The sequence below is a fragment of the Undibacterium sp. Di26W genome, from assembly GCF_049340265.1.
Classification (GTDB): Bacteria; Pseudomonadota; Gammaproteobacteria; order Burkholderiales; family Burkholderiaceae_D; genus Undibacterium.
Genome location: NZ_JBMPOR010000007.1, coordinates 216,896 through 240,816, shown reverse-complemented (window position 1 = coordinate 240,816; position 23,921 = coordinate 216,896). Strand labels below are relative to the sequence as shown.

Below are 23,921 nucleotides of genomic sequence, written 5' to 3'. Positions count from 1 at the left end.
TCAGTTTTGGGGTGATCAGTGTGCCGCCGTTGTCATTGGCATTACCCAGTGTGGCTGTCAGGGTATTGGAGATGCCGGTACCGGTCAGTTGGTCTTCGTCTTGCAGGCTGTTGATACGGGCATTGCCGCCTGGTGTGTAGACTTGTGGGGCTGTGAATGTTTCGCCGGAAACAATGTCAGTACCGTTGGTCAGGACGATTTGGGAACCTGGGCTGTTGGTAACGATTGCTGCAATAGTTGCATCAACAGTGGTTTGTGCTGTGGCCAGTGTGGCTGCATCAACTACTTTGCTCAGCCATACTTTGGCTGTGGCGTTGGCATCAACACCTGCGTAGGCAGTGATTTCTTTGGTGGTGTCAACAGCGGTAGTGAACGATGTCGCTGCAGTCACTTTGGAGTCAACGGCTGTCTTGTCGGCACCAGTGGCACCGCCCAGGATGGACAAGGCTGCTACACCAACGGAGACGACGTTGTTGGTGATTTGGCCTGCCCAGTAAGTCAGACCTGCTGGATCAGCTTCGTGGCCGAACAGGTTTTTGTAAATGGTGTTGACGGTTTGTGCTGTCGTCAGGTTGGCATACGTGTCTGCGTATTCCTTTTGTACGGAGAAGCTTTGTGCGATGTCTTTGAGGGACAGGCTCGACGCTGTCCAATACGCCAGACCCAGTGGGTCCGCTGGACGGTTGAAATAAGCGATGTAAAGCTTTTGGATATCTGCAGTGGTATTGGCCATTTATTTAATATCTCTGACGAATTAATTCAAAAAAACCGGAATTGCATTAGGGCGTGTTGACCTGGTTACACAATATTACAAACATCGGCGGCAAAAGACTATCACGCCAATCTTGATTTACTTGTGACTAATATCACAAATATTTACCCCGCCAAAAACTTGAATGTTAATTTACGTTAACTCAGTAGCTGTCTCAGTAATCATCTCAAGACTAACATATCAAACGTCGTCAATTAAGCCGCTGACGACTTTCCCAGCGTGGTTTAGCCATTCATCTGGGCAAGGGCAAGGAAAATGCAGATATGGATTGTCGTTGGGCCTCTCATAAAATTACCCTCAAGAAATATTTACGTTCGTCTCGCAAGCATTCTGAAACTCTATAGCTTGAGCCTCGGTAGAATGGGCAAGAAAAATTCCCTGAGGGCAGATACAATACGGGCCTTCCGGCAAAAACTGCATTCCGACTTTGTTTACCTTCCGTAACAGGCAATTCGCTGCCCCCTGCTTGCTGGCCCTGCTGATGACGGCTTTGTGTAATGCATCGTCAGCTGCCGATGCCTGTGAGGGCAATCCTGCGCCGATTCGTTACCTGCTGACCTTTGACGATGGCCCCAGTGCTGTGCGACCAGACAATCCGACAGAAAAAGTATTAGCAATTTTGTCGAAAAACCCCTATCAGTCAGATATCAAGGCCGTCTTCTTTACCCAGACGCGGGCAGTCAATGGCGGGGGAACCGAGTACGGGCGCAGCCTGCTGAAACGCGAAGTGGATGAAGGGCATTTGCTGGCCTTTCACACTGCGACCCCACGGCATTCCAATCATCGCTATCTGAAAGAAGATGAATTCAATGCGTCACTGGTATTGGGCATCACTGATCTGACCGGCATTACGGGTATTGCCCCAAAGCTGGTACGCCCCCCCTTCTGGAATTATGACGCACGCACGCTGGATACCTATCACAGCCATGGCTTGCAGATGCTGCTGACGGATTTAAGTGCCAATGACGGCATTATTTATGGCATTAATTTCAGCCTGACCAAGCATCGCAACATGCGCAAGCTGTTATTGGCAGCACGCCCGCACTGGTGCAACAACGAAATGCCTGTGGTGGATGGGGTAACGCCCATCGTCGTTACCTTTCACGACATCAATCCTTATACCGCCAATCATCTGGAAGAGTATCTGGAAATTCTTTTGGATGTCGCTAAAGAACTGGACATACCCACCAGTGAAAAACCATTTTACGATAACCGGGAAGAACTGGAACACGCAGCCCTGGCAAGGGTGGTGAAAGATGCCAGCAACCCGCCAAAGTTACCGGGTATATGGAACTGGTTCTGGAGTTTATTCCGCTGACAAACCAATGTGCAGGAGTTGTGGCGGAGATGTGAACTGCCTGGCACTGCACAGTGTGATGGACAATTCGGGATGCTGGAAGTGTAGGCATTCTGCACTGGTAACATTGAGTTTGATATGCGCTTCCTTACTGGTCCATAGCTGATAAAAATCACGCACGCGGCTTGCCGCGTCCTGTTGCTGTAACCAGGCATTGTCGACAGCATCAAAAGCATGCAATGCCAGTGCGGAAAAATCTCGATCTGGGTCCAACAGTTCAATATCCAGACCCAGCCTGGTGCTGGTACTGACCGCACAAGCAACCCAGTTACCGCTATGCGAAAGGCTGAAGCCAAGATCCGGGTAAGCGGGAAAATCAAGTTGTGGCGCATTGCCCGGACGTTCGGTCAGTTGCAGCGTGCTGGCTGGTACGCCCAGTAATTGACTCAGACTTTGACGTAACAAAATGCGACCTACCAGAAACTGCCACTGACGCTCGCGCCTGACAAAACCTTGGTAACGCTGTAGTTCAGTTGGAGTAAACCAAGAGGTATAGCAAGCTAGTTCCCCATCGTTGACAAGGGAACTATCCACTAGCCATACCTTAGCAATTGGCATTACCAATTAACCGGGCAACTCTTGAAATCAATTAACTTCATTAAAGCCCGATAAAACTTTATAAGTGATTTCGGTATTAGTCGCTTTGACTATTTCTATACGTGCGCCCTTATAACCTAGTATTGGCGACTCGCCCAAATCGTAAGTTACTTCATTATTAAAAGCTGGTCTCGCCAGATTATTGGAAAACTCCCTATACGCAAGCGTGATTCGATTTCCTATTTTTCCGTTATAAAGCAAAGTTTGTTGAAATGCATTCACCGATTTCTTTGCAAGCCTGTTACTGATTGAATATTTAATATCTGCACACTGCTCTTTACTAAAGCAAATTTTATTTTCAGCTTTATAAAGATAAACATCTGTGCCATCTTTTACATACTTGATACGCGTCCCATTTTCCGCTTGGAATGGATATTCCCCTTTAAGTAAAGGAATAGAACCGATCATCTCGTCATTAGCAATAATAAGTGCCGGTTCCAATTGCCCTTTCCCCTGTGTTAATAAACTTTCCCCTATGCCTTTTGTCGCAATAGTGCCTATTTCCGGGAAAGTGAAAGAAGCTATTTCGGTTTGTTTTTTTGAAGCACATCCTGACAGCATAAGAACCAATGCCATCGCTACTGGCAGAATTTTTTTCCAGATACTCATATAGTTTTTCCAATATTAAAGAGTTATCGACTAAAACGTAATTTTTTATCCACAACGTTATTTCAAGATATACAAGTCCAGATCACAATTGAAACGTGTGACTCATTTATTCGAATAATTTCAACATCCACAAAGATAACGCATGTGAGAACAAAATTACAACACTTTTTTATTTATCATCAATCTTCACAAAATCGGCCTTAAGAGCCACACCCGCCATCAAGCCATTAACATGGCATTCAAATTCTGTTTCGCTCGATTTTTCAACATTGTCATAGTTGCTGACGATATTGACCACAGCGTTGGCACCTGAACTTTCAGCACGCTTTTTCAGTTGTAGCATGGCGGATAAAAAAACCCAGTTGCATGCCTGCTCCGTCGACTTGTTGAGCGCATTTGTTTTTTTGTTGGTTTGATCGTTAAGGATCTTTTTTAATACGGGCGGCGTCGCCTGTGTACCAAAATAGTATTTCACCTTACCAGCCAGTCTATACGGTGCATTATTGCTGGCCATTGCTGTTGCAATGGGCAACATCACTACGTTGTCAGCTGCCGCAACCGGCAATGCAAATCCAGTCAGTGTGGCCAATGCAATTACCGTTGAAATCAATTTTTTCATGTTCCATCTCCTGGTTGAAAACCCGCTATCAGCACGCCAGATCATCAAGTATACTTTTTGAAAATCAAAGAGGTATTGATACCGCCAAATGCAAAGTTGTTCGACATCACGTAGTCGCAATCAATGGCCCTGCCCTCGCCTCGAATGTAATCCAGTTCTGCGCATAGTGGATCAAGATCTTGCAAATTGATGGTGGGGGCAAACCAGCCTTCACGCATCATTTCTATGCTGATCCAGGCTTCCAGTGCGCCGCATGCGCCCAGGGTATGCCCCATATAGCTTTTCAGTGAACTGATGGGGATGGCATTGCCAAACACCTGGGCGGTAGCCTGGCTTTCGGCGATATCACCCTGCTGCGTACCAGTGCCATGCGCATTCACGTAGGCGATGTCGGATGGCTGCAATTGTGCATCTTCCAGTGCCAGTTGCATGGCGATCTTCATGGTTTCTGCATTCGGTTGCGTCACATGGCAGCCATCGCTATTGGTACCGAAACCGACCAGCTCGGCATAAATTCTTGCACCGCGTGCCTGTGCATGTTCCAGCTCTTCCAGTATCAGGCTACCGGCACCTTCGCCTATCACCAGGCCGTCACGACCGGCATCGAAAGGCCGTGGCGTATCTTGCGGATTATCATTGCGCACGCTGGTGGCAAACAGGGTGTCGAACACGGCCGCTTCGGTGGCGCATAATTCTTCAGCGCCGCCGGCAATCATGGCGATTTGCTTGCCGCTGCGTATGGCTTCATAGGCATAGCCTATACCCTGGCTGCCTGATGTGCATGCCGATGAAGTCGTGATGACGCGACCGGTCAAGCCAAAAAACACACCAATATTGACTGGTGCCGTATGCGCCATCATTTTGATATAGGTGGTTGCATTGATGCCTTTGGTGGTGCGTTCTTCCATCATGCGGCCAAAATCACCGATGGCACTGGGCGTACCTGCCGATGAGCCGAAAGAGATTCCCATCTTGCCACTGGTCAGCAAAGGGTCATCCAGCAAGCCGGCATCAGCCAGTGCCATTTCACTGGCGCGTGTCGCCATCAGGGCCACTCTGCCCATGCTGCGGGTGGCTTTGCGGTGGTAGCGTTCATTCAGTTCAAAGGGCGCAGCCGGTACCCCCAGCTGTGTATTCAAACCTTCATAGTCACTCCATTCCTGCATGCGCACGACGGCATTGCGGAATTCACCCAACTGTTTGCGGATAGCCGGCCAGTCATTACCCAGAGGGCTGATGCCAGCCATGCCGGTCACGACGACGCGGCGATTTTGCAGATTCATACTCATGTTCATACCCAAATTCATGCCATACCTCCATTCACCGATATGACCTGTCGTGTCACATACGCTGCATCTTCATGCATGAGGAAACTGACCACGGCGGCGACCTCTTCCGGCTTGCCGACCCGGCGTGCCGGTATCATTTTCAAGGCTTCTTCCAGCGGTACTTCGCTGATCATGTCGGTTTCTATCAAGCCTGGTGCCACACAATTGACGGTGATGGCACGCTTGGCCAATTCTATTGCCAATGCCTTGCTGGCACCAATAATACCCGCCTTGGCTGCGCTGTAGTTGACCTGGCCACGATTGCCGATCAGGCCAGACACCGAGGCCATGGTAATGATGCGACCCGGCTTGCGGCGCTGCACCATGGGCATGACCAGGGGATTGAGGACATTATAGAAACCATCCAGATTGGTATTCAGGACCAGATCCCAGTCTTCGCCCGACATCGTCGGAAAAGCGTTATCCCTTGCCACGCCGGCGTTGCAGACCACGCCGTAATAACAACCATGCGCTTCCACATCTGCCAGCAGCAGCGCTGCCGCATTATCCCGTTCGCTGATATCAAACTGCAATACGCGGGCGGCCCGGCCCATACTGGTAATTTCAGTCGCGACAAGCTCAGCCTCTTCACGCTGGCTACGGCAATGCAATACGATATCGTAGCCATCGCGGGCCAGGCGCAAGGCGATGGCCTTGCCTATGCCACGTGAAGATCCGGTTACCAATACACTCTTACTCATCTCTCACTCCGTTGCAGAAATTCTTTGGCATCAGCCGGTTGAAATACCGTAATGGTGGCAACAGCCAGCGACGTGCCTGTTGCCTGATCACGGATGCCACACTCAAATGCCCCTAATCCATTATCACCTTGCAAGACCCGCTGTATCTGCACTTCCAATACGCTGCCGGTGGCAAACACTGGCTGGCTGCAATCGTAACGCCGGGTTCCCAGCAAAAAGCCGACCTTCACTGGTTCATCGCGCAGGCTGGCAAGATAACCGGCATGGGCGGCTATCGCCTGCGCCATGTATTCAATACCGACCCAGGCATCCACACCTTGCGGTTTGCAAAACAGGGTTTCTGGACGGATAGCTACTTCAGCGGTCAGGGTTTCGGCGTCGGCTGCCACTATCCTGTCCAGCAAGACCATTTCGCCATCATGCGGGACCAGGCTGCGCACTGGCGGAAATATAGTTGTGCTTGTTCGATTCATTCTGTCTTCCCCAGCACCAGGCATGCATTCGATCCGCCAAAGGCGAAAGAATTGCTGACTATCCAGCGCAATGGTTTACCTGCCTGCTGCCGTGGTGCCACGATATGCAGGGCTGGCAATTGTGGATCAGCCATACCATCCCACAGATGTGGTGGCAATAAGCCTTGCGGATTGTCATCCTGCATCACCAGCCAGCACAGTGCCGCTTCAATGGCAGCGGCAGCCCCCAGGGCATGCCCGGTAAATGGCTTGGTGGAACTGACAGCAACAGCAGCACCAAATATGTCTTGGATCACGTGTGATTCCATCGCGTCATTCTGCACCGTGGCCGTACCATGCAGGTTGATATAGTCAACCTCGGATGGTGCAATACCGGCACGCTGCAGGGCCTGGGTAATCGCCATACGGGCACCACCACCGGCGGGGTCAGGTGCAGACATGTGGTGACCATCCGAAGATTCACCCCAGCCACACAACGCCACGGCACCGGGTGCGGTTGCGGGTGCGGGCTCGGCAGTCATCAAAAAGAACGCAGCGCCTTCGCCAATATTGATGCCTTTGCGATTGGCACTGAGCGGGTTGCAAAATTCTGTACTGACCGATTCCAGTGCAGAAAAACCGGCCACGGTAAATTCACACAGGCTATCCACACCACCGGTCAGCACTGCATCACACACACCCATTTTGATCAGGCGAGCGGCACTTGCCATCGCCTTGGCGCTGGAAGAACAGGCACTGGAATGGGTGTAGGCTGGCCCACCCGTGCCCAGTTCATGGGCCAGCATGGCAGCCGGTGATCCCATTTCCTGCACTGCATATTGAAATGACGATGGCAGGCTGCCGTGCTCGTGGTAAGCCCGCATGGCGCTCTCTGTGCTGGCAATGCCGGATGTGCTGGTACCGATGACGATACCGACACGGTCAGCCCCAAAGCGCTGTATGGCGACATCTACCGCCTCGCGTATCTGTGCCAGTGCAGCCAACGCCAGTTGATTATTGCGGCTGCGCAAGGTGACGGGCAAATGGCTGACATCCGGCAAGATACCGCGCACCTGGCCTACCGGCAATACCCGTCCCGCTGACCAGGCATCGGTCATCTGCAGGCCGGTACTGGCATCTTCCAGCAAGCGACGCCTGATCTCCTGGTGATTGTCACCCAGGGCACAGACGACGCCACAGTGATGTAAATACAGCTTCATAAATAAAATAGCTTCAACGTGCCGACTGTATGGTCAGGCGATAGTGATAACGCAGGTTGTTCAAAACGACGGTGCCACTCCAGCGCGGCATGCGGCTATAGTCTATGCTGGCCACCAGTTCATTATCCAGATACAGTAGCCGGCGCAAGCCCTGGTCTTCAATACGCCAGCCCGCTGGCAGCGCCTGGGCAATCGCCTGCACTGGCCACAAACTCAATTGCATGTCTTCCAGCACATCTTCGGCCTTGACCTGTGCCGGCAACATCATATGACGCCAGGATTTGAGTTCCTTGCCATCATAGCTGAGACTTAACACGCGCTGACCAAAAGCCAGACCTACCAGCTCCAGTTGCCCACCATCCACTTCCAGTGCAGCATCCAGTTCATCGATGCGGCCATTGCGTTCCACCTTCAGATGTTGCTGCACGCTAAAATTTTCACCCAGGCTGACAGGTGGTAACTTCAAACCCAGGCGTGCCTGATTGGATGCTGGCGGTGCAGTTGCGCAGCCAGACAGCAACGCCAGCATCAGCAACACGGGAAGTGCGACTACTTTATGACTGAACAGGTGGCGCATGATGGCTCCCGGAAGAAGTAAAACACGGCACAATCAGCCAGACCAGGCTGGTACCGATCAGCATGGTCAGCCCAAATGCCTGCAATGCCGGCGTACGGCTCAGGCCCAGTAAACCGAAGGACAATATGGTATTCGCCGCAGACAGCCCCACCGCCAGCCAGGGCGTGGCATTGCGTCGGTCTGCATGTTCCTGCATGAAAATACCGTAATCAACCCCTACCCCCAGCAGCAGCATCAACGCCAGCACATGGAATAATTGCAGACTTTGCCCGGCCAGCCCAAACAGGGTTAGCGTGGCCAGGCTGGCGACCATGGTCGGTGCCAGCACGCGCCATGCATGACGGCGATAACGCGGCCACAGCAAAGCAAATACCAGCACATAGGCAGCACAGACTACCCAGCCCATATACGCGCGATAACGCCCCAGTACCGAAGAAATTTCACTGACTTTATCGACCCACTGCACGCCTTCCAGACCGTCGGCAGTATGTTGCAGAGATGCCAGACCGGCGTTGGCATAGTTCACACCCCGCAGAGCAACAATGCTGGCATATTCACTACCGATATCATTACCGATATCATTACCGATCTCATTACCAATGCGCCCCAGCCACAAATGCCGCCAGGGTTCGCCGGCGGCTGTCTTCAGGAAACTGTCCACGCTCATGCCTTCAGAAGGCTGCAGCAAATGCGCACGGATACCGGCAGCCCAGCTCGCCTCTTCATCCACCTTGACCGCCAGTTGCGACAAGGGGCCACCGTCGGCCAGCAGTTTTTCTTCTATCAACTGCCGCCGTGCCGCCTGTGTCTGTGCCGAAGGCACCCAGTTGGACAGTGCCTGATAACCGGAGATGGTGTGTGCTGCTATCATGGCCTCCAGCTTGCGCTTCAGGATTTCTTCGCGTTGCAACACCATTTCTGCCGAAGCGCCGCGTACCAGGAAATACTGCACCGGGGTCGGCGCATCCAGCAATTTGCCAAGCTTGATCTGATCTGCCACCAACTGTTTTGGCGGTGTTTGCAACAGCCTGATGTCGTCATTTGCGCCCAGCCTGGAACAGGCAAACAGTACCAGCAGTGAAAATGCCAGCAGTATGCCTATACCATAGCGATTCATTCTCAGACGCGGCCAATGCCACAGCACAGCACTGTACCAGGCCACCAGTTTGCCACTTTTCAAACCACCGGCACGCACCAGATGCGGAAACCAGCAGACTACCGTCAGCCAGGCAAATAGCAGGCCCAGGGCAGAAAATGCTGCCATATGCCGCAAGCCGGGAAACGGTGTCAGGCCCAGGCCCAGATAACCGATCACCGCCGCCAGCAAAGTCAGCCCCAGTCCGGGCAGCAGGCGTTTCAGCAATTGATGCGAATCGAGTTCTGCATCGGCATTCAAACGGTTACATAAAAAATAAATGCCGTAATCCTGTGCCACCCCAATCAGGCTGGCACCAAATACCAGTGTCAGCAAATGTATGCCACCAAACAACAGCCAGCAGACCGACATCGCACCCAGAAAACCTATGCCTATCGACATCAGGATCAGCAGGATAGGTTTCAACGAGCGGAAACTGAACCACATCAGCAAAATGATACCGGCCAGGGAACCGACACCGATGGTCGATACTTCAGCATTCGCCTGTTGCCCGGCGGCGGCGGCATGCAATACCACGCCAGCACTGATGATCTGTACGCCCGGCGTTGCCTGCCTTGCGGCATTGGCAGCCTGCGTCAGCAACGGCAACACGGCTTCCTGCGCAGTCAATGAAAACGCCGGTGGTTTCAAGCTCAAGGGCAGCAACACATACTGGTTTTCTGCATCAGCAACAAACAGCATGCCGTCACGCGGTCTGACTGGTGTTTCCTGCGCCCTCTCCTGTACCCAGCCACTGAAAAGACCAAAGGGGTCATCCTGGAAGGAACCCAGTTTGGGACCGGAAAAAGCACCATACATTTTGACCAGTGCAGTCTCGGTCCAGAACTGCGCAGGTTGCGTGCGCAGTTGCTGCTCTTGCTGTGCAGTCAGCAAACCCAGGCTATTCTTTTGAAAAGCTGTCAGCCAGTCGCTTTGGGTCTGGTCGTTGATGGTGGTTGGCGTCAACAGATCGGCGCGAGTGGCGATGACGGTGCTATACGCCTGTGCCGCGCGTTTTGCCTGTTCCCAGTCAGGTGCACCGATCAATACAATCACCCTTTGCTGGGCGGTATCGACCATATGCGCAAAGGATTGCTGCAATACCGGGTCGCGTTCCTGCACCGGCAACAAAGCCAGGATGTCGGTGTCGGGCGTGATGCGTTTGCCCAGCCACAAATAGGCGTTATGTGCCAATAACAGGCACACCACCAGGGCCCAGGCTATGGCCAGGACGGTACCCATGCTAGGCCGATTTTTTAAGACTTTATCCATTCTGTGGTTTGCATGCGTCTACAAAAGCAGGTTCAGGTTGTATGCAGGTCATCAAAACATCGCCAGTTCTTCTGCAGTGATTGCCGTTTCACCGGTTTTAATATCGGAAAAGATAATCGCAGTACGGTCGCCGCTGGCTTCATCGATATGTATGTTTTTTACATACGCTGCGCCATCCAGGCTGATCTGTCCTATGGCTTTGGCCAGCGCCGCTTCACGTGCCTTGAGGCTGACTTTCCAGCTACCGGCGTCAGCCGTGCCATCCACCTCAAACAGCGATTCCAGCTTGCCCAGATCCCCGGACAGCAAGGAAAAAAGCACGCTATTGATCATGCGCACGGTGGGTTCTTTTTGCGCATCCAGCCGCATGGCAACGCGGTCGCCCTGCATATGAACGATTTCATCGCGCGTCAGCCGCAAGGTATTCGGGAAAGGTTGCAGGGTACGCCACAACACACCCTTGCCATTGATCACGCAAAACCGGCCATTTGAAGCCAGCGGTTTTTTCATGCCCACCAGTTGCTTGGTCTGGTCAAAGCGACCGCACAGGACGGCAGGTTTGGCCAGCATGTTCTGGATTTTTGTAGTCAATGCCGAAGTGGCACCGGCATTAGCCGTCAGCAATACTGCCATCAGCGCAAACAGGCTGGAAAGTCTGGGTTTCATGCAGGGGTCACTCCCAATTTTTCAAATAGTACAGGTGGTGAAACAAAGCACATTTCACCACTGCTGATTTCCACCGCGACTTGTGTGGTGCTGGCCCGGGTCAAACGTTTTCCGCTGGCCGCGTCGGTGATCAGATAATCGATCTTCAACCGATTTTCCCATTCGACGATATCGGCACGCAGTTTCAGTCTTTGCCCAAAACTGGCTGGAGCCACATAGCGTAACTGCATGTCTATCACTGGCCATGCATAGCCAGATTCTTTCATCTGCACATAGTTGTACTGAATACTGTCCAGCAGCGCACAACGCGCCACTTCCAGGTATTTGACATAGTTGCCGTGCCAGACTATCTCCATCGGGTCGAGGTCAAAAAACTGTACCTGCATCTCGACTTCGGCAGACCAGCGGCTAGGGGTGGCATTCTTACGCATACAGACTCCATTCCTGTTGCCGCATGCGTTTCAGCAGCAGGCGCAAATCCGGTTCCAGACGGCGGTCTTCCTGTATTGGGGCGATATCTGTGGCCAGGGTTTCCATCATCTGTGTCAATGCTGGTGAAAGCGATAATTCCGGGTGCAGTCGCAAGCGTAACCATACACCCTGACGTACGGTAATCAGCAAGGCGGCCACCACTTGTTCGGTCAGTTCCAGCACGCGCAGGCAATCCCTGGCGGCTATCGTGCCCATGCTGACCTTGTCCTGGTTATGACATTCGGTAGAACGTGAAAACACCGAGGCTGGCATAGTCAGTTTCAAGGCTTCCGCCGTCCAGGCAGAAGCGCTGATCTGCAAAGCCTTGAGACCATGATTGATGGCAGCCCGCGGCCCTTGCACGCCAGACAGATTGGCAGGCAGACCATGGTTGTAACGGCTGTCCACCAGCAGTGCCATTTGCCGGTCAAGCAGATCAGCCAGGTTGGCGACAGCGTTCTTCATGCCATCCATGGCAAATGCGATATGGCCGCCATAAAAATGGCCACCGTGCAGTACACATTCATTGTCGGCATCAATGATGGGATTGTCATTGGCACTGTTCAATTCATTTTCTATGGACTGCCGGAAAAATGGCAAGGCATCGGCCAGCACGCCAATCACATGGGGCGCACAGCGTATGGAATAGCGGTCCTGCAGGCGCTTGCCATTGCGTTCCACCTGCCCTGCCGGTAAATCATGGCGCAGCCATGCTGCCACGCCCTGCATGCCTGCATGTGGCTTGACAGAGAACAGTACTTCATCAAAATGATGGGCATTGCCATCCAGCGCGAAAGAAGCCAACGCGGTGATACGTGTCGTCAGTTGCGTCAGGTAAGCGGCGCGGTCATACGCCAGGCAAGCCAGTGCTGTCATGACCGCCGTGCCATTCATGATCGCCAGGCCTTCTTTCGGGCGCAGCCGCAATGGCTTGATGCCGGCTTCACTCAGGGCCTGGGCAGCTGCCACATGTTCACCCTTGCGCCAGACTTCGCGTTCGCCGCACAAGACAGCAGCCAGATAAGACAGGGGAGTCAGGTCGCCACTGGCACCCACCGAACCTTCGGATGGGATCAGGGGCAGCAGGTCATGCTCAAGCAAACTGGCGATCTGCATCAGCAATTCCACACTGACGCCGGAAAACCCTTTGGCCAACGAGGCCAGGCGGGCCGCCAAAACGGCGCGGGTCTGCGCCGGGTTCAGGTATTCACCCAGCCCGCAACCATGGTAGGTGTACAGGTGATGCGGCAATTCAACGACCAGCTCTGCCGGTACCGTGACCGTGCAGGAATCGCCATAACCTGTGGTTACGCCGTAGATGGTGCCATCTTCCCGCAACAGGCGATCCAGAAAATCCGCCCCACGGGCAATTGCCGCCCGAAAGGCAGGATCAGCCGACAAGGCTGCCTGCGCCTTACCATGCGCAATAGCTACAATATCTTCTATACAGAGCCGGTTGCGGTCAAACACAACGACACGCGGCTGGCTGCTGGAAATAGTTGAGATGGTCGGATCAGCGGGATGCATCTGTTTGTTCCAAATGAGGTATATACCAAAAATCGTAAAAATTAAACCATTGCAAGGGTGCCTGCACACAATAGTGTTCCAGTCGTGCGGCGTAGGCGGCTATCAGTTCCTGCAACATCGTGTCGCGATCCTTGCGGGGCAGCCTGACTGATTCACGCAGTAACTCGAACCGTACCTGCGGCACGCCATCCATTTGCAGGGAAAACAATAAATACACCGGGCACTGCAAAATACTGGCAAGCACATATGGCCCTACCGGGAAAGCCGCATCCTGCCCAAGAAATTTTGCGCACGCCACCCTGGGCTGTGGTGCCACCGGTATGCGGTCACCGGCGATGACGACAAAGCCGCCCCCGGCAATTTTTTCCGCCAGCAGCATGGCGGTAGCAGGTGTCATTTCAGTCACTTGCAACAAATCCATCTGGCTGTGAGGGTCCAGCTGGCCCAACATGCGATTGAATGCCTGGGCATGCTTGGTATGCACGAGTATGGTCAATTTCACGTCCGGAAAATCGCGGGACAATACCCGGCACATTTCCAGATTACCCTGATGTGAGCAAATCAATACAGCGCCGCTTCGGGTAAGCATCTGCGCATGTATCTGTTCTTGTCCGTGATACTGTACCTGTTCAGTCTTGAACAAGCCCCCCCAGAGCAGCATTTTATCCAGTATGCTTTCGGCAAACGCAGCAAAATGCCGGAATACCCCCAGCCAGCCTTGTCGTACCGCACGATAGGCATTCATGCGACGCAAATAATCCATCGATGCGCGACGCGGCACCGCCTGCAGCATTACGTACCACAGCAAGACCGGGTACAGGACAATGCGGAAGGGCCAGCGTCCAAAATAGCGAAAAATCCAGAACAACAGTCGCATGCCAGCCACGAAGCCGACTTCATTCATACTGGCCCAATGCCTGTTGGTGGCCGCCGGTTTAGTCATGGCCTGCCCCGCCAGTTACGTAACAGCAAACGTGGAAAACGCCACAACATGCCAAAGAATAATTGAGTATGCATTTTGGTGATCAGCACATTATCCAGCCAGACGCGGAAGTGGGAAACACCATCCGCCGGATACGCCACCCTGGTCGGCAGGTTGACGATGTCGGCACCGTCCCAATACAGCCTGACCAGGATATCGGTATCAAAATTCATGCGCTTGCCGACCTTCTGTTTCGCCAGCAGTGTCATTACCGGTGCTATCGGGTACACCCTGAAACCACACATGGAATCACGAATCGCCAACGACAGGGTATTGATCCATACCCAGATATGGGTCAGGTAACGGGCATACAGGCGCACCGCCGGCACCGAATCGTCATACACCGGGTAACCGACCACGATAGCCTGTGGGTGCGCCTGCGCCTGTTCCAGAAAGCGTGGAATATCAGCAATGCAATGCTGGCCATCGGCATCCACCTGCAGCAAGTGGGTGTAGCCGGCTTTTGCCGCATGCTCAAACCCTGTGATCACTGCCGCACCCTTGCCCTGATTACTGGCATGGCGCAACAGGCTGACCTGCGCCGGCGTCGCCGCATGCAAGTCATCCAGCACCCTGGCACAAGCGGGCGAGCAGCCGTCATCAACCAGTATGCAATCCACGTCATGCGCCAGGACAGCATGCACGACCGCAGCAATGGCATGCTCATGGTTGTAGACGGGGATCAATACGCAGGCTTTGAACACTTTACTGCCCTGCCCTCGTAAACCGCAGCAGGGAATGGCAGTAACCAATATCGTCACGGGTGGTCAGCAATTGCAGGCCGGCGGCTTCTGCCAGGCGTATATAGTCATTGCTTTCGTAAATCTTGCTGTTGCCGCTGGCCATGGACGTGAAATACGGCGAGGTATTGATCAGGCAAAAAGCGGCGATATCGTAACGTTGTCGGTCCCAGAAAGTATCCATGATCAGCAACTGTCCCTGAGGACTGAGCGCTGTAGCCGCACGCTGCAAGATACTGGCGATGGCCGGTTCAGAAAAACAGCTGAGGAACTGGCTCATCCAGATCATATCCATGTTCGCTGGCAGTGCCATTTCTGCATCCAGCAAATCCACCGGGTGGAAATGCGCACGCTCAGCCACACCAGCCTTGTGTAGGTTTTCTTCGGCAATTGTCAATTGCTTGGGCAGGTCAACCAGATGCATTTCCACTGATGGATTGTAGGCCAGCGCCGCACAACTGAACTTGCCGGTATTCGCACCGATATCCATCAGGCGGCGCGGTGCCGTGGCGAATACGTCTGGCAAGATATCCGGGAAAGATGTATCTGAATAATGATGGTCAAACGCAAACCAGCTGGTTTTGGCGGACTCTGGCAATTGCGACAGCCCCTGGTACAGCGTGGGCCAGTCGCCCAGTGCGCTCAGGCCCAAGGGTTTTTCCTGGTCCAGGGATTCGTCCAGCCGGAACAGGCCTTCGTAACAGACATCATGGTTGAAATCGAGATTGATCTGGGTAATTGCATCGGTCAATACGCAATAACCGGTTTTATCGAGTACATAGCGCCCCGCGCTCAGATACACGACGCCAGCCGACAGACAGGTTTCCAGCACAACCTTTAGCACATATTCAGTCCAGCACCCGGTGGCGGCCAGTTCGGTAACCGTCAAGCCAGTACTACCAGTATCCGACAAGGCTTGCAGCATGCCACGCTTCCAGGCATAGCGAACGCATTGAAACACGACAGGCCCGAAGGCGATCTTCTGCGCTTCAAAACGGGCAGCAAAGGCACTCTGGCGTTCCGGGGAGAATTTTTTATCTAACATGCGGTCTTTTCATTGGTGAATAAGATGCGACCACTGGCGTGTTGCCCGGCGTCGGAAAAATAACGGAATTGCAAACTGCCCTTATGCAGGTCATGGATCATTTCCAGCATGACGGGAGTTTCAGCATGAATCACCTGCTGAAACTTGAGCGCATGAATGGAGATAAAAATGGCTGGCAAATCAAAATACTGACGCCCATATAAAATGGCCCAGTCAACTTGTACCACACCAGGCAATACCGGGGCGATCGCAAAATGTCCGTCGAAATAGAATAGCGATGCGGGTACGGTCAATTCCAGCACTACCCGCGTAGCTTCCTGCTCCAGCATATGCACCTGTGGCAGGCGTGGTCGCTGGTCCTGACTTTCATTGATCAGGGCCAGCAATTGCGCATGCGTGGTCTTGCCCTGGGCATTGACCGGCATCTGGTCCAGGTAACGCCAGCGACGCGGTAGTGCAATGGCATCGACAACGCCAGACAACAAGGCGCGCAAACGCTGATTGAAGGTATTTTTATCTGCCGTCGCCAGCAAGTCATGTCCTTGTGCCGTGGGCACCACAAAGGCCGTTAATTTCTGCCGCTGACCAGCGACTTCTTCATCGACCAGGATACGCACTTCGTTCACCAGTTCTGAACTCAGCAAAGCCTGTTCCATGGCGTCCAGTGAAATTCTTTTTTCTTCAATTTTGACAATACGGTCACTACGACCCAGCAACAGCAGATGGCCGTCTTCCGTCATCTGTCCTCGGTCTGTCAAACGCAGCCAGGCATCCTGCATCAAATGTGGTGAACGTACTTCCAGCAAGCCATCTTCCTGATGAATACGCCATGCCACTCTGGGCAGAGCTTGCCAGGTATCGATATTGCCCGGCTTGCGCTGACGCCAGGCAATGCCGCCGGTTTCGGAACTGCCATACACTTCCAGGGGGACCTGTCCCAATAATTTTCCGACTGAAAATGCGACTTCTGCAGTCAATGGTCCGCCGGATGAAAACACGGCACGCAGGTGCTGCCTGGCAGCCTGCCAATCCAGATGGTCGGGTAAACGTTTCAGGTGGGCCGGGCTGGCAATCAGCACACAGTCTGCTTGCCCGGCCAGTTGCAGCAATTGTTCAGGAAAGCTCAGGCTTTCTGCATGAATGACACGCCCTGCAGCCAAAGGCCATAAAATTCGGAACAGCAAACCATAGATGTGCTGATGCGAAACTGTCGCCAGCACCACAGCATTTTCCAGGCGTGCACCAAACACCTCTTCCAGGTTGGCCACTTCACTGGTCAGTTGTGAGATTTTTTTAGGTACGGCCTGCGCCTGCCCGGTACTACCGGAGGTATGCACCACCAAGCCCAAAAACTCAGGGTCCAGGCCAGTCAGCGGCGGTAGGTGGACAGGTGCTGGACTGGCTTGCAGTGGCTGAAATTCGGCAGGAAAATCACCGGCAAACGCATCGACAGATTTCGCCATTGCCTCGCAACTGCTGTTCAGGGTATCGGCATTCAGCCAGACGGTTTTACCGCACTGCCATGCCGCCAGCAAGGCAGCTGCAAATTCCAGGCTATCATTCAGATACAGGGCCAGTTGCTTGCCGGGCAGATGCTGAAAAGCATTTGACCACGCACCTATGCGCTGCACGAAAGCGGAATGAGATAAAGTAATGGAACCGGCGCGTAAGCCGACCACAGATTGTGCCGGACGGGACGCCACCGCCAGGCAAGGATCAGAAAAAAATTCAGACATGATGCAGCCGCTTAAATCGTAGACGTACCAGATATTCGAGGCCGAACAACAATCCCATGAGGATGTAGGCGATGACGCCGGTATACAGTGACCACACCTGGGCCGATGCCCACAGGGCGGTGCCCAAAGCGATAGCCCCATTGCATATGAAAAACACGCACCAGACCTGGGTCACGCGCCTGGTGTAAGCCACTGCCGCTGGCGGCAAATCCGGCTCACGCAAACGGGCCAAGCGTTCGACCATGGAAGGTGGAACAGCCAGGCTGAAACCAAACACGGCCAGCAGTACGGCATTCACCAGAACCGGATATAATTTCAGCGGCAACAAGGCATTCGCCCAGACCGCGCATGCCGCCAGCACCAGGGCTGCAAACATGGACCAGCGGGCGATTTGACTGAGCTTGAAACTGGGGATTCTTGTGGCAGCCGCCAGCAACAACAGGGCAGCCATCCAGCGCGGCTCTACCTGCCCCTGACCCAACCAGATCACCAGCGGATAAAGTATTGTGAGGACGACCGCCAGCGCGGCCAGTATTCGGCGAAAGATGCTGATTACTCCGCAGTGAGATTGCCCAGGGCTTCCACTACATCCCCGATAGTCCGAATTTTCTTGAACACGTCGGGTTGCAAACGCAAGCCTGTCATTTGTTTCAGCTTGACGGCCAGATCGACAGCATCAATGCTGTCAATATCCAGGTCTGCGTATAGATTTGATTCCAGTGTCAATGAAGACTTGTCCAGCTCAAACATCTCAGCCAGCAGATCCACTACCCACACAAACAATTCATCTTTGCTCATTGCACTTACCACAACCATTGCCTGCCCCTTACTTCTTTCTATGTGTTTCAATCAGTGCAGCGAGTGCGCTGACTGATGCGAAATGGCGACGCGTGTCTTCTGAATCAGCAGACAGCGAAATACCGTAGCGTTTTTGTAAAGCTACGCCCAGCTCAAGCGCATCGATGGAATCCAGCCCCAGGCCTTCTACAAACAAAGGCGCATTGCTATCTATATCGGCGGCTGTGATGTCTTCCAGTTGCAGCACTTCGATAATCAGTTCTTTTACTTCTTGTTCAAGCATGACGTTGGTTTTCCTCGGTAAAATAATGTTGCAGGTGGTCCGTCAGATGACGTGCCGCCATGACGTCCGATTGACCGGCGTCGATAAAACCCTGTATCGGAATATCATCCCTTACTTCTATTCTGAACTGCGCCAATTTACATGGTACCTGCCACCACTTTTCCCCTTTACCCAGGGTTGGTGGCTCGCACCGTATCAATACCGGAGTGATCGCGCGTACCCCACGCACAGCGATATTGGCAGCACCGCGCTTGAGGCTGATAACACCGTCTGCCGGAGTACGCGTACCTTCGGGGAAAATGATCAGGTTATTGCCCGCTCGCAAGGACGCGATACATGCTTCCAGCAAATCTTGCCCGTGTTCATTACTGATATACGCTGCTGCCCTTACCGGCCCACGGGTAAACACATTATTCCGCAGGCGTCCCTTCACTATACAGTCAGCGTGTTTGATAAATGCCATTAAAAATACGGTATCTATCAAGGTAGGATGATTAGCCAGTATTAACAAGCCACCACGTTCAAGTTTTTCCAGCCCTATCAACTCATAACGCAATACACCCAGCATGCGCATCAGGCCGACAAAACAACGAAACGTCCAGCGTATGATATGGCGTGCCATCGTCCTGCGCCGGTCTTGTTGCCATACCAGAAGATGCAACAGCGGAAATACCACCACCCACAGTAATATGCCACCTGTACCGAAAGCCGTAAAACTGATGCCTGTGGCAACGATACGCCAGCAACGATCGAGATAATCAAACATCTCGCGACCAGATCCAGCGGCGCTTTCCAGTCAGCCGGATCAGCTTCGACTGCGCGCCGCATTCAAAGCGCCATATCTGCAAGCCGGATGTCATTGCACCCGCGTCCGCTACCGATTCGGCATCCAAGCTGTCTTCCTGCCTGTCTGTAACGCTTTCACATCGTAACTGGATGACATCGTCCTGTGCCGGCGTCATCAGCCATGCCCAGGCATAAGGCTGTTCATCGACATCCTGGAACTGTTTCATGAGTTCAGGCAAGGGTTGGTCATAAGCAACCAGCAGCACCATGGGCTCGCCATCTGCCAACAAGCCACAAGCCTCAATCACACCATGCTCTATCGTGCTATTACCAGCTGCCAGGGCAATATGATTTGCCTGATCCTTACGGGCAATCGAAAACAAACCGGCACTGGCATTGTGTACGGCCAGGCCAAATCCGGTCGGTGATAAGGATTGCTCTTGCACCAGTTCTGTCAGCAAATCAATGGCACGCGTCACTTCGCCATGGCGCGAGCAAAACACAGTAGGAATATTGGTACGCCCGTCCAGGCATTGATAAGCCACTTCCAGTGCCATCTTCCCAAGGGAACCGGCACGACGACGCAACATCGGCGGCATCGCAGCCACGGCTGGTTCGGCATCCCCCGCAAAAGGAAAAGGCGCTTTCGCCCATTCCTTCCAGGCATCTGGCGTATCGACGCCCGGGGCCCAGGCAGCATGACTTGCAATAGAAAAACGAACTCCATTTTTACGCATTATTTTTATTTTCCACTCAGGCACACCACATGGTTCGCTGATAGCGCAAAAAATCTGTCCTATACAATTTGTAACAAATCAGGCTGTCATTATAACAAAGCGCAATTAGAGCCCACAATCTGATGTGCTTAAATCGTCGTAATTTTTGCATTTCTTTTAACAATTTAGTAATTCAGTACAATATAAGCATTTCCAAAAGACAATTTACTTTAAGGATTGGCATGCAGCCATGGAAATGCACAAAAGCCCGGGTGCATCTGCATGCACCCGGGCTTTGGGTTTGTAGAATCAAATAACCTGGAATAACTTGGAATAGGCTGGATCAGAAAACAGCTTTTTGATCCAGCTTCAAGTATTCATCACGAATTTATTACGATGTCGCTGGGACCGGTTTACCTTTCAGCCGATGCCTGATTTTTCCCAGCAAATGTTCAAAGTCATCGATATAGGTAAACACTGCCGGTACCACCAACAGGCTCAACAGGGTTGAGGTAATCAAACCGCCTATCACCGCAATTGCCATCGGTGAACGGAAGCTGGGGTCAGCGCCCCAGCCCAAAGCCAGCGGCATCATGCCGGCCCCCATGGCAATGGTGGTCATGATGATGGGGCGGCTGCGCTTGTGGCAGGCATCCACCAGGGCATCAAACCGACTCATGCCGGCTTCCCGTGCGATGACAGCGTAATCCACCAGCAGGATGGAGTTCTTGGTGACGATACCCATGAGCATGATCAGGCCTATCATGGATGGCATGGACAGCGCACGCCCGGTCACCAGCAAGGCCACGAAAGCACCACCGATACTCAAAGGCAGGGCTGCCAGGATAGTCACCGGCTGCAAGAAATCCTTGAACAGCAAGACCAGGACACCATAGATACACAACACGCCGATCAGCATGGCGATACCAAAGCTGGCGAACAGGGCCTGCATCTCTTGCGCGTCGCCCAGTTCAGCAATACTGACTGAAGGTGGCAGGTTTTTCATGCTGGGCAAGGCACGCGCTTCTTCATTGACTTCACCCAGTTGACGGTTACCCAGTTCCACATCCAGGGTCACATTGCGCTTGCGGTTCAACCTGTCTATCTGTGCCGGGCCGGATTCCATCGTCACGCTGGCAACGGTACCCAGCATGACAGGGCCATTTTTGCCAGGTACGGTCAGGCGTTCTATCTCCGCCAGGTCTGCCCTGAAGCTGTCTGGCAGCTTCACGCGGATGGGCACCTGACGTTGCGACAGATTCAGCTTGGGTAAGGATTGGTCATAATCACCCGCGGTTGCCACACGCACGGTTTCACCTATGCTGGCAGCAGTCACACCCAGATCGGCAGCCCTGGCCGGGTCGGGACGCACAATGATTTCAGGACGCACCAGCGATGCACTGGAACTGACATTGCCTATGCCCTTCAGGGTGCGCAATTCCCTTTCGACTTTTTGAGCCGCTTCTATCAGGGCCAAGGGATCTTCACTCTGCAAGACCAGTTGCATCTTGACACCGGTATCCGGCGGCCCCACGGTGAACTTGGCACCGGAAATATCTGCCACTTCCTTACGTATCTTGGCATCGATATCACTGATGGAATCCTTACGGTTATTCCTGTGCACCGCCGTCACAGTCAGCACGGCGCGTCTGGCTTCTGCTGCTGCACCTGGCGCAAAAGCATCACCGCTGGAACCACCACCGATGGAACTGAATACATTGATGATGTTCTTGTCGCGCATGATGGCGACCCTGGCCTGCTCTGCCGTTGTACGGGTTTCTGCCAGGGTGCTGCCTGGCGGCAGTTCTATATTGACCTGGGTTTGTGCACGATCTGCCGATGGCACGAAACCGGTAGGCAACAAGCCGACCAGCGCAATCGAGCAAACAAAAAACATCGTCGCAGCGATCATGGTAACCAGGCGATGACGCAAACACCACTGCATGGTTTTCATATAACGCGTCATGAGCCAGCCGTCTGGCTGACCATGCACGCCAGCCTTGCCTGGTTTCGGTGACTTCATGATGTATGCCGCCATCATCGGTGTCAGCAAACGTGCCACCACCAGCGAAGCCAGAATCGCAATCACTGCCGTCCAGCCAAACTGCTTGAAGAACAGGCCCGGTACGCCGCCCATAAAGGCCGTCGGCAAAAACACCGCGACCAGCGCAAAGGTAGTGGCGATGACGGCCATACCGATTTCATCGGCCGCTTCCATCGCTGCCTGCATCGGTGTTTTACCCATGTGCAAATGGCGGACGATGTTTTCAATTTCCACAATCGCGTCATCCACTAACACGCCCACTACCAACGCCAATGATAGCAAGGTCACGGTATTGAGGGTATAGCCGAAATATTTCAAACCGAGGAAAGTAGGAATCACCGACAAAGGCAGGGCCGCAGCCGCGACCAGCGTGGCACGCCAGTCGCGCAGGAACCAGAACACCACCAGAATGGCCAGCAAGGCCCCTTCATACAGCAAATCCATGGAGCCATCAAAATTCTCTTCCACAGGCTGGGCATTATCGATGGCCTGATGGAATTTCATGTTCGGATGCGCCGCCTGCAATTCTTCGACTGCAACACGTGAACCCCTGGCCACATCCACCTCGCTCGCCCCCTTGGTACGAAAGACTTCAAACCCGACCACTGGCTTGCCATCCAGCGTTGCGGCAGAACGTGGTTCACTGACGGTATCCAGCACCCTGGCCACCTGGTCCAGGCGTATGTGACGGCCATCCGGCAAAGGAACATCCAGTGTAGCCAGTTCGGCTGCCGTCCTGACGGTAGCAATGGTACGCACCGATTGCTCGGCACCACTGACGTCACCACGACCACCCGGCGCTTCCTGCTGCACCAGTTTAAGGCGGCGTGATACATCCACGGCTGCCACATTCAGCGCCGCCATTTTGGCGGTATCCAGTTCCACCCGTACTTCACGGGTTACACCACCCATGCGTTTGACAGCTCCCACACCGGGTACGCTGCGCAGACGTTTTGAAACGGTATTGTCAACAAACCAGCTCAGGTCCTGTGCATCCGGTTTACTGCTTTCACCGGCCACTACATTACTGTTTTTGTCAGGTTCGGTCGCTTCGACGGTATACGTCATGATGACACGGCCAGCGGTTGATGCCTTGCTCACCGTAGGGTCACGCATTTCGCTAGGCAAGTCGGCACGCACGGTTGCCACAGCGTCGCGTACTTCATTGACGGCATCAGAAATGACTTTTTCCAAAACAAATTCGACCGTCACTTCGACGTCACCGTCCAGCACCTTGGTATAGACGTTTTTGACGCCCTGCAAGGACGCGACCGCATCTTCTATCTTGCGGGCGACCTCGGTTTCCAATTGCGCCGGTGCCGCACCGGACAACGGTGCGCTGACGGTCACGATGGGCAATTCTATATCCGGAAAATCTTGCACGATGGTGGTGCGGAACGACAATATGCCGGCCAGTGTCAGCAACACAAACAGCATGATGGCTGGAATCGGATTCTTGATGGAGAGGGATGAAAAATTCACGTTTGC

24 protein-coding genes are annotated in these 23,921 nt (G+C 53.4%); 1 reads left to right on the top strand and 23 read right to left on the bottom strand.

The window, feature by feature from the left end; all coding sequences use genetic code 11:
* A partial coding sequence (locus ACO0LM_RS11605) for a DUF4214 domain-containing protein (RefSeq protein ID WP_423037183.1) occupies positions 1-733 on the bottom strand: 733 nt, incomplete at its 3' end.
* A 466-nt stretch (positions 734-1,199) separates the two neighbouring features.
* Here ACO0LM_RS11605 and ACO0LM_RS11600 point away from each other — a divergent pair.
* The gene (locus ACO0LM_RS11600; protein WP_423037181.1) at positions 1,200-2,090 is read left to right on the top strand and encodes a polysaccharide deacetylase family protein; all 891 of its coding nucleotides are present in this window, start codon (positions 1,200-1,202) and stop codon (positions 2,088-2,090) included.
* On the opposite strand, the gene ACO0LM_RS11595 is transcribed toward ACO0LM_RS11600, so the two are convergent.
* From ACO0LM_RS11595 to ACO0LM_RS11490, 22 genes are all read right to left on the bottom strand, one after another.
* Positions 2,079-2,663: a 4'-phosphopantetheinyl transferase family protein gene (locus tag ACO0LM_RS11595; RefSeq protein WP_423037179.1), complete on the bottom strand. Its 585-nt coding sequence runs from the start codon at positions 2,661-2,663 to the stop codon at positions 2,079-2,081. The two genes, ACO0LM_RS11600 and ACO0LM_RS11595, sit on opposite strands and share 12 nt — an antisense overlap.
* 51 nt (positions 2,664-2,714) lie before the next feature.
* On the bottom strand, positions 2,715-3,335 hold the full coding sequence (locus tag ACO0LM_RS11590; protein ID WP_423037177.1) for a hypothetical protein: 621 nt from the start codon (positions 3,333-3,335) through the stop codon (positions 2,715-2,717).
* Positions 3,336-3,504: 169 nt separating this feature from the next.
* Entirely contained in the window at positions 3,505-3,954 is a 450-nt protein-coding gene (locus tag ACO0LM_RS11585) for an excinuclease ATPase subunit (RefSeq protein ID WP_423037175.1), read from the bottom strand.
* A 44-nt stretch (positions 3,955-3,998) separates the two neighbouring features.
* Complete coding sequence (locus ACO0LM_RS11580) at positions 3,999-5,243, bottom strand: beta-ketoacyl-ACP synthase (RefSeq protein WP_423037172.1); 1,245 nt, start codon at positions 5,241-5,243, stop codon at positions 3,999-4,001.
* A 14-nt stretch (positions 5,244-5,257) separates the two neighbouring features.
* Positions 5,258-5,983: a 3-oxoacyl-ACP reductase FabG gene (fabG, locus tag ACO0LM_RS11575; RefSeq protein ID WP_423037170.1), complete on the bottom strand. Its 726-nt coding sequence runs from the start codon at positions 5,981-5,983 to the stop codon at positions 5,258-5,260.
* Positions 5,980-6,456 carry a 3-hydroxylacyl-ACP dehydratase gene (locus tag ACO0LM_RS11570; RefSeq protein ID WP_423037168.1) on the bottom strand — a complete coding sequence of 159 codons (477 nt, stop codon included), beginning with the start codon at positions 6,454-6,456 and terminating at the stop codon, positions 5,980-5,982. The genes fabG and ACO0LM_RS11570 overlap by 4 nt, the downstream gene beginning before the upstream one ends.
* Entirely contained in the window at positions 6,453-7,655 is a 1,203-nt protein-coding gene (locus ACO0LM_RS11565) for a beta-ketoacyl-ACP synthase (RefSeq protein ID WP_423037166.1), read from the bottom strand. The genes ACO0LM_RS11570 and ACO0LM_RS11565 overlap by 4 nt, the downstream gene beginning before the upstream one ends.
* A gap of 13 nt (positions 7,656-7,668) precedes the next feature.
* Entirely contained in the window at positions 7,669-8,232 is a 564-nt protein-coding gene (locus ACO0LM_RS11560) for a DUF3261 domain-containing protein (protein ID WP_423037164.1), read from the bottom strand.
* Positions 8,210-10,639 (bottom strand): MMPL family transporter, encoded by a 2,430-nt coding sequence (locus tag ACO0LM_RS11555; RefSeq protein WP_423037162.1) that lies wholly within the window; start codon positions 10,637-10,639, stop codon positions 8,210-8,212. The genes ACO0LM_RS11560 and ACO0LM_RS11555 overlap by 23 nt, the downstream gene beginning before the upstream one ends.
* Positions 10,640-10,690: 51 nt before the next feature.
* Entirely contained in the window at positions 10,691-11,305 is a 615-nt protein-coding gene (locus tag ACO0LM_RS11550) for a LolA family protein (protein WP_423037160.1), read from the bottom strand.
* Entirely contained in the window at positions 11,302-11,736 is a 435-nt protein-coding gene (locus ACO0LM_RS11545) for an acyl-CoA thioesterase (RefSeq protein WP_423037158.1), read from the bottom strand. Before ACO0LM_RS11545 ends, ACO0LM_RS11550 begins: the two co-directional genes overlap by 4 nt.
* Positions 11,729-13,303: an HAL/PAL/TAL family ammonia-lyase gene (locus ACO0LM_RS11540; RefSeq protein ID WP_423037156.1), complete on the bottom strand. Its 1,575-nt coding sequence runs from the start codon at positions 13,301-13,303 to the stop codon at positions 11,729-11,731. Before ACO0LM_RS11540 ends, ACO0LM_RS11545 begins: the two co-directional genes overlap by 8 nt.
* Positions 13,290-14,246 carry an acyltransferase gene (locus ACO0LM_RS11535; RefSeq protein WP_423037154.1) on the bottom strand — a complete coding sequence of 319 codons (957 nt, stop codon included), beginning with the start codon at positions 14,244-14,246 and terminating at the stop codon, positions 13,290-13,292. The genes ACO0LM_RS11540 and ACO0LM_RS11535 overlap by 14 nt, the downstream gene beginning before the upstream one ends.
* On the bottom strand, positions 14,243-14,989 hold the full coding sequence (locus ACO0LM_RS11530) for a glycosyltransferase family 2 protein (RefSeq protein ID WP_423037152.1): 747 nt from the start codon (positions 14,987-14,989) through the stop codon (positions 14,243-14,245). The genes ACO0LM_RS11535 and ACO0LM_RS11530 overlap by 4 nt, the downstream gene beginning before the upstream one ends.
* A 1-nt stretch (position 14,990) precedes the next feature.
* On the bottom strand, positions 14,991-16,070 hold the full coding sequence (locus ACO0LM_RS11525; protein ID WP_423037150.1) for a class I SAM-dependent methyltransferase: 1,080 nt from the start codon (positions 16,068-16,070) through the stop codon (positions 14,991-14,993).
* Positions 16,064-17,806, bottom strand: coding sequence for an AMP-binding protein (locus ACO0LM_RS11520; RefSeq protein WP_423037148.1), 1,743 nt, complete (start codon positions 17,804-17,806; stop codon positions 16,064-16,066). Before ACO0LM_RS11520 ends, ACO0LM_RS11525 begins: the two co-directional genes overlap by 7 nt.
* Positions 17,799-18,296 carry a hypothetical protein gene (locus tag ACO0LM_RS11515; RefSeq protein WP_423037146.1) on the bottom strand — a complete coding sequence of 166 codons (498 nt, stop codon included), beginning with the start codon at positions 18,294-18,296 and terminating at the stop codon, positions 17,799-17,801. The genes ACO0LM_RS11520 and ACO0LM_RS11515 overlap by 8 nt, the downstream gene beginning before the upstream one ends.
* 62 nt (positions 18,297-18,358) lie before the next feature.
* Positions 18,359-18,604, bottom strand: coding sequence for an acyl carrier protein (locus ACO0LM_RS11510; protein WP_422986295.1), 246 nt, complete (start codon positions 18,602-18,604; stop codon positions 18,359-18,361).
* A gap of 28 nt (positions 18,605-18,632) precedes the next feature.
* Positions 18,633-18,887 (bottom strand): phosphopantetheine-binding protein, encoded by a 255-nt coding sequence (locus tag ACO0LM_RS11505; protein WP_186949074.1) that lies wholly within the window; start codon positions 18,885-18,887, stop codon positions 18,633-18,635.
* Complete coding sequence (locus ACO0LM_RS11500) at positions 18,880-19,653, bottom strand: lysophospholipid acyltransferase family protein (RefSeq protein WP_423037144.1); 774 nt, start codon at positions 19,651-19,653, stop codon at positions 18,880-18,882. The genes ACO0LM_RS11505 and ACO0LM_RS11500 overlap by 8 nt, the downstream gene beginning before the upstream one ends.
* Positions 19,646-20,410 carry a beta-ketoacyl synthase chain length factor gene (locus ACO0LM_RS11495; RefSeq protein ID WP_423037142.1) on the bottom strand — a complete coding sequence of 255 codons (765 nt, stop codon included), beginning with the start codon at positions 20,408-20,410 and terminating at the stop codon, positions 19,646-19,648. The genes ACO0LM_RS11500 and ACO0LM_RS11495 overlap by 8 nt, the downstream gene beginning before the upstream one ends.
* Positions 20,411-20,780: 370 nt before the next feature.
* On the bottom strand, positions 20,781-23,915 hold the full coding sequence (locus ACO0LM_RS11490) for an efflux RND transporter permease subunit (protein WP_423037140.1): 3,135 nt from the start codon (positions 23,913-23,915) through the stop codon (positions 20,781-20,783).
* Positions 23,916-23,921: the final 6 nt, after the last annotated feature.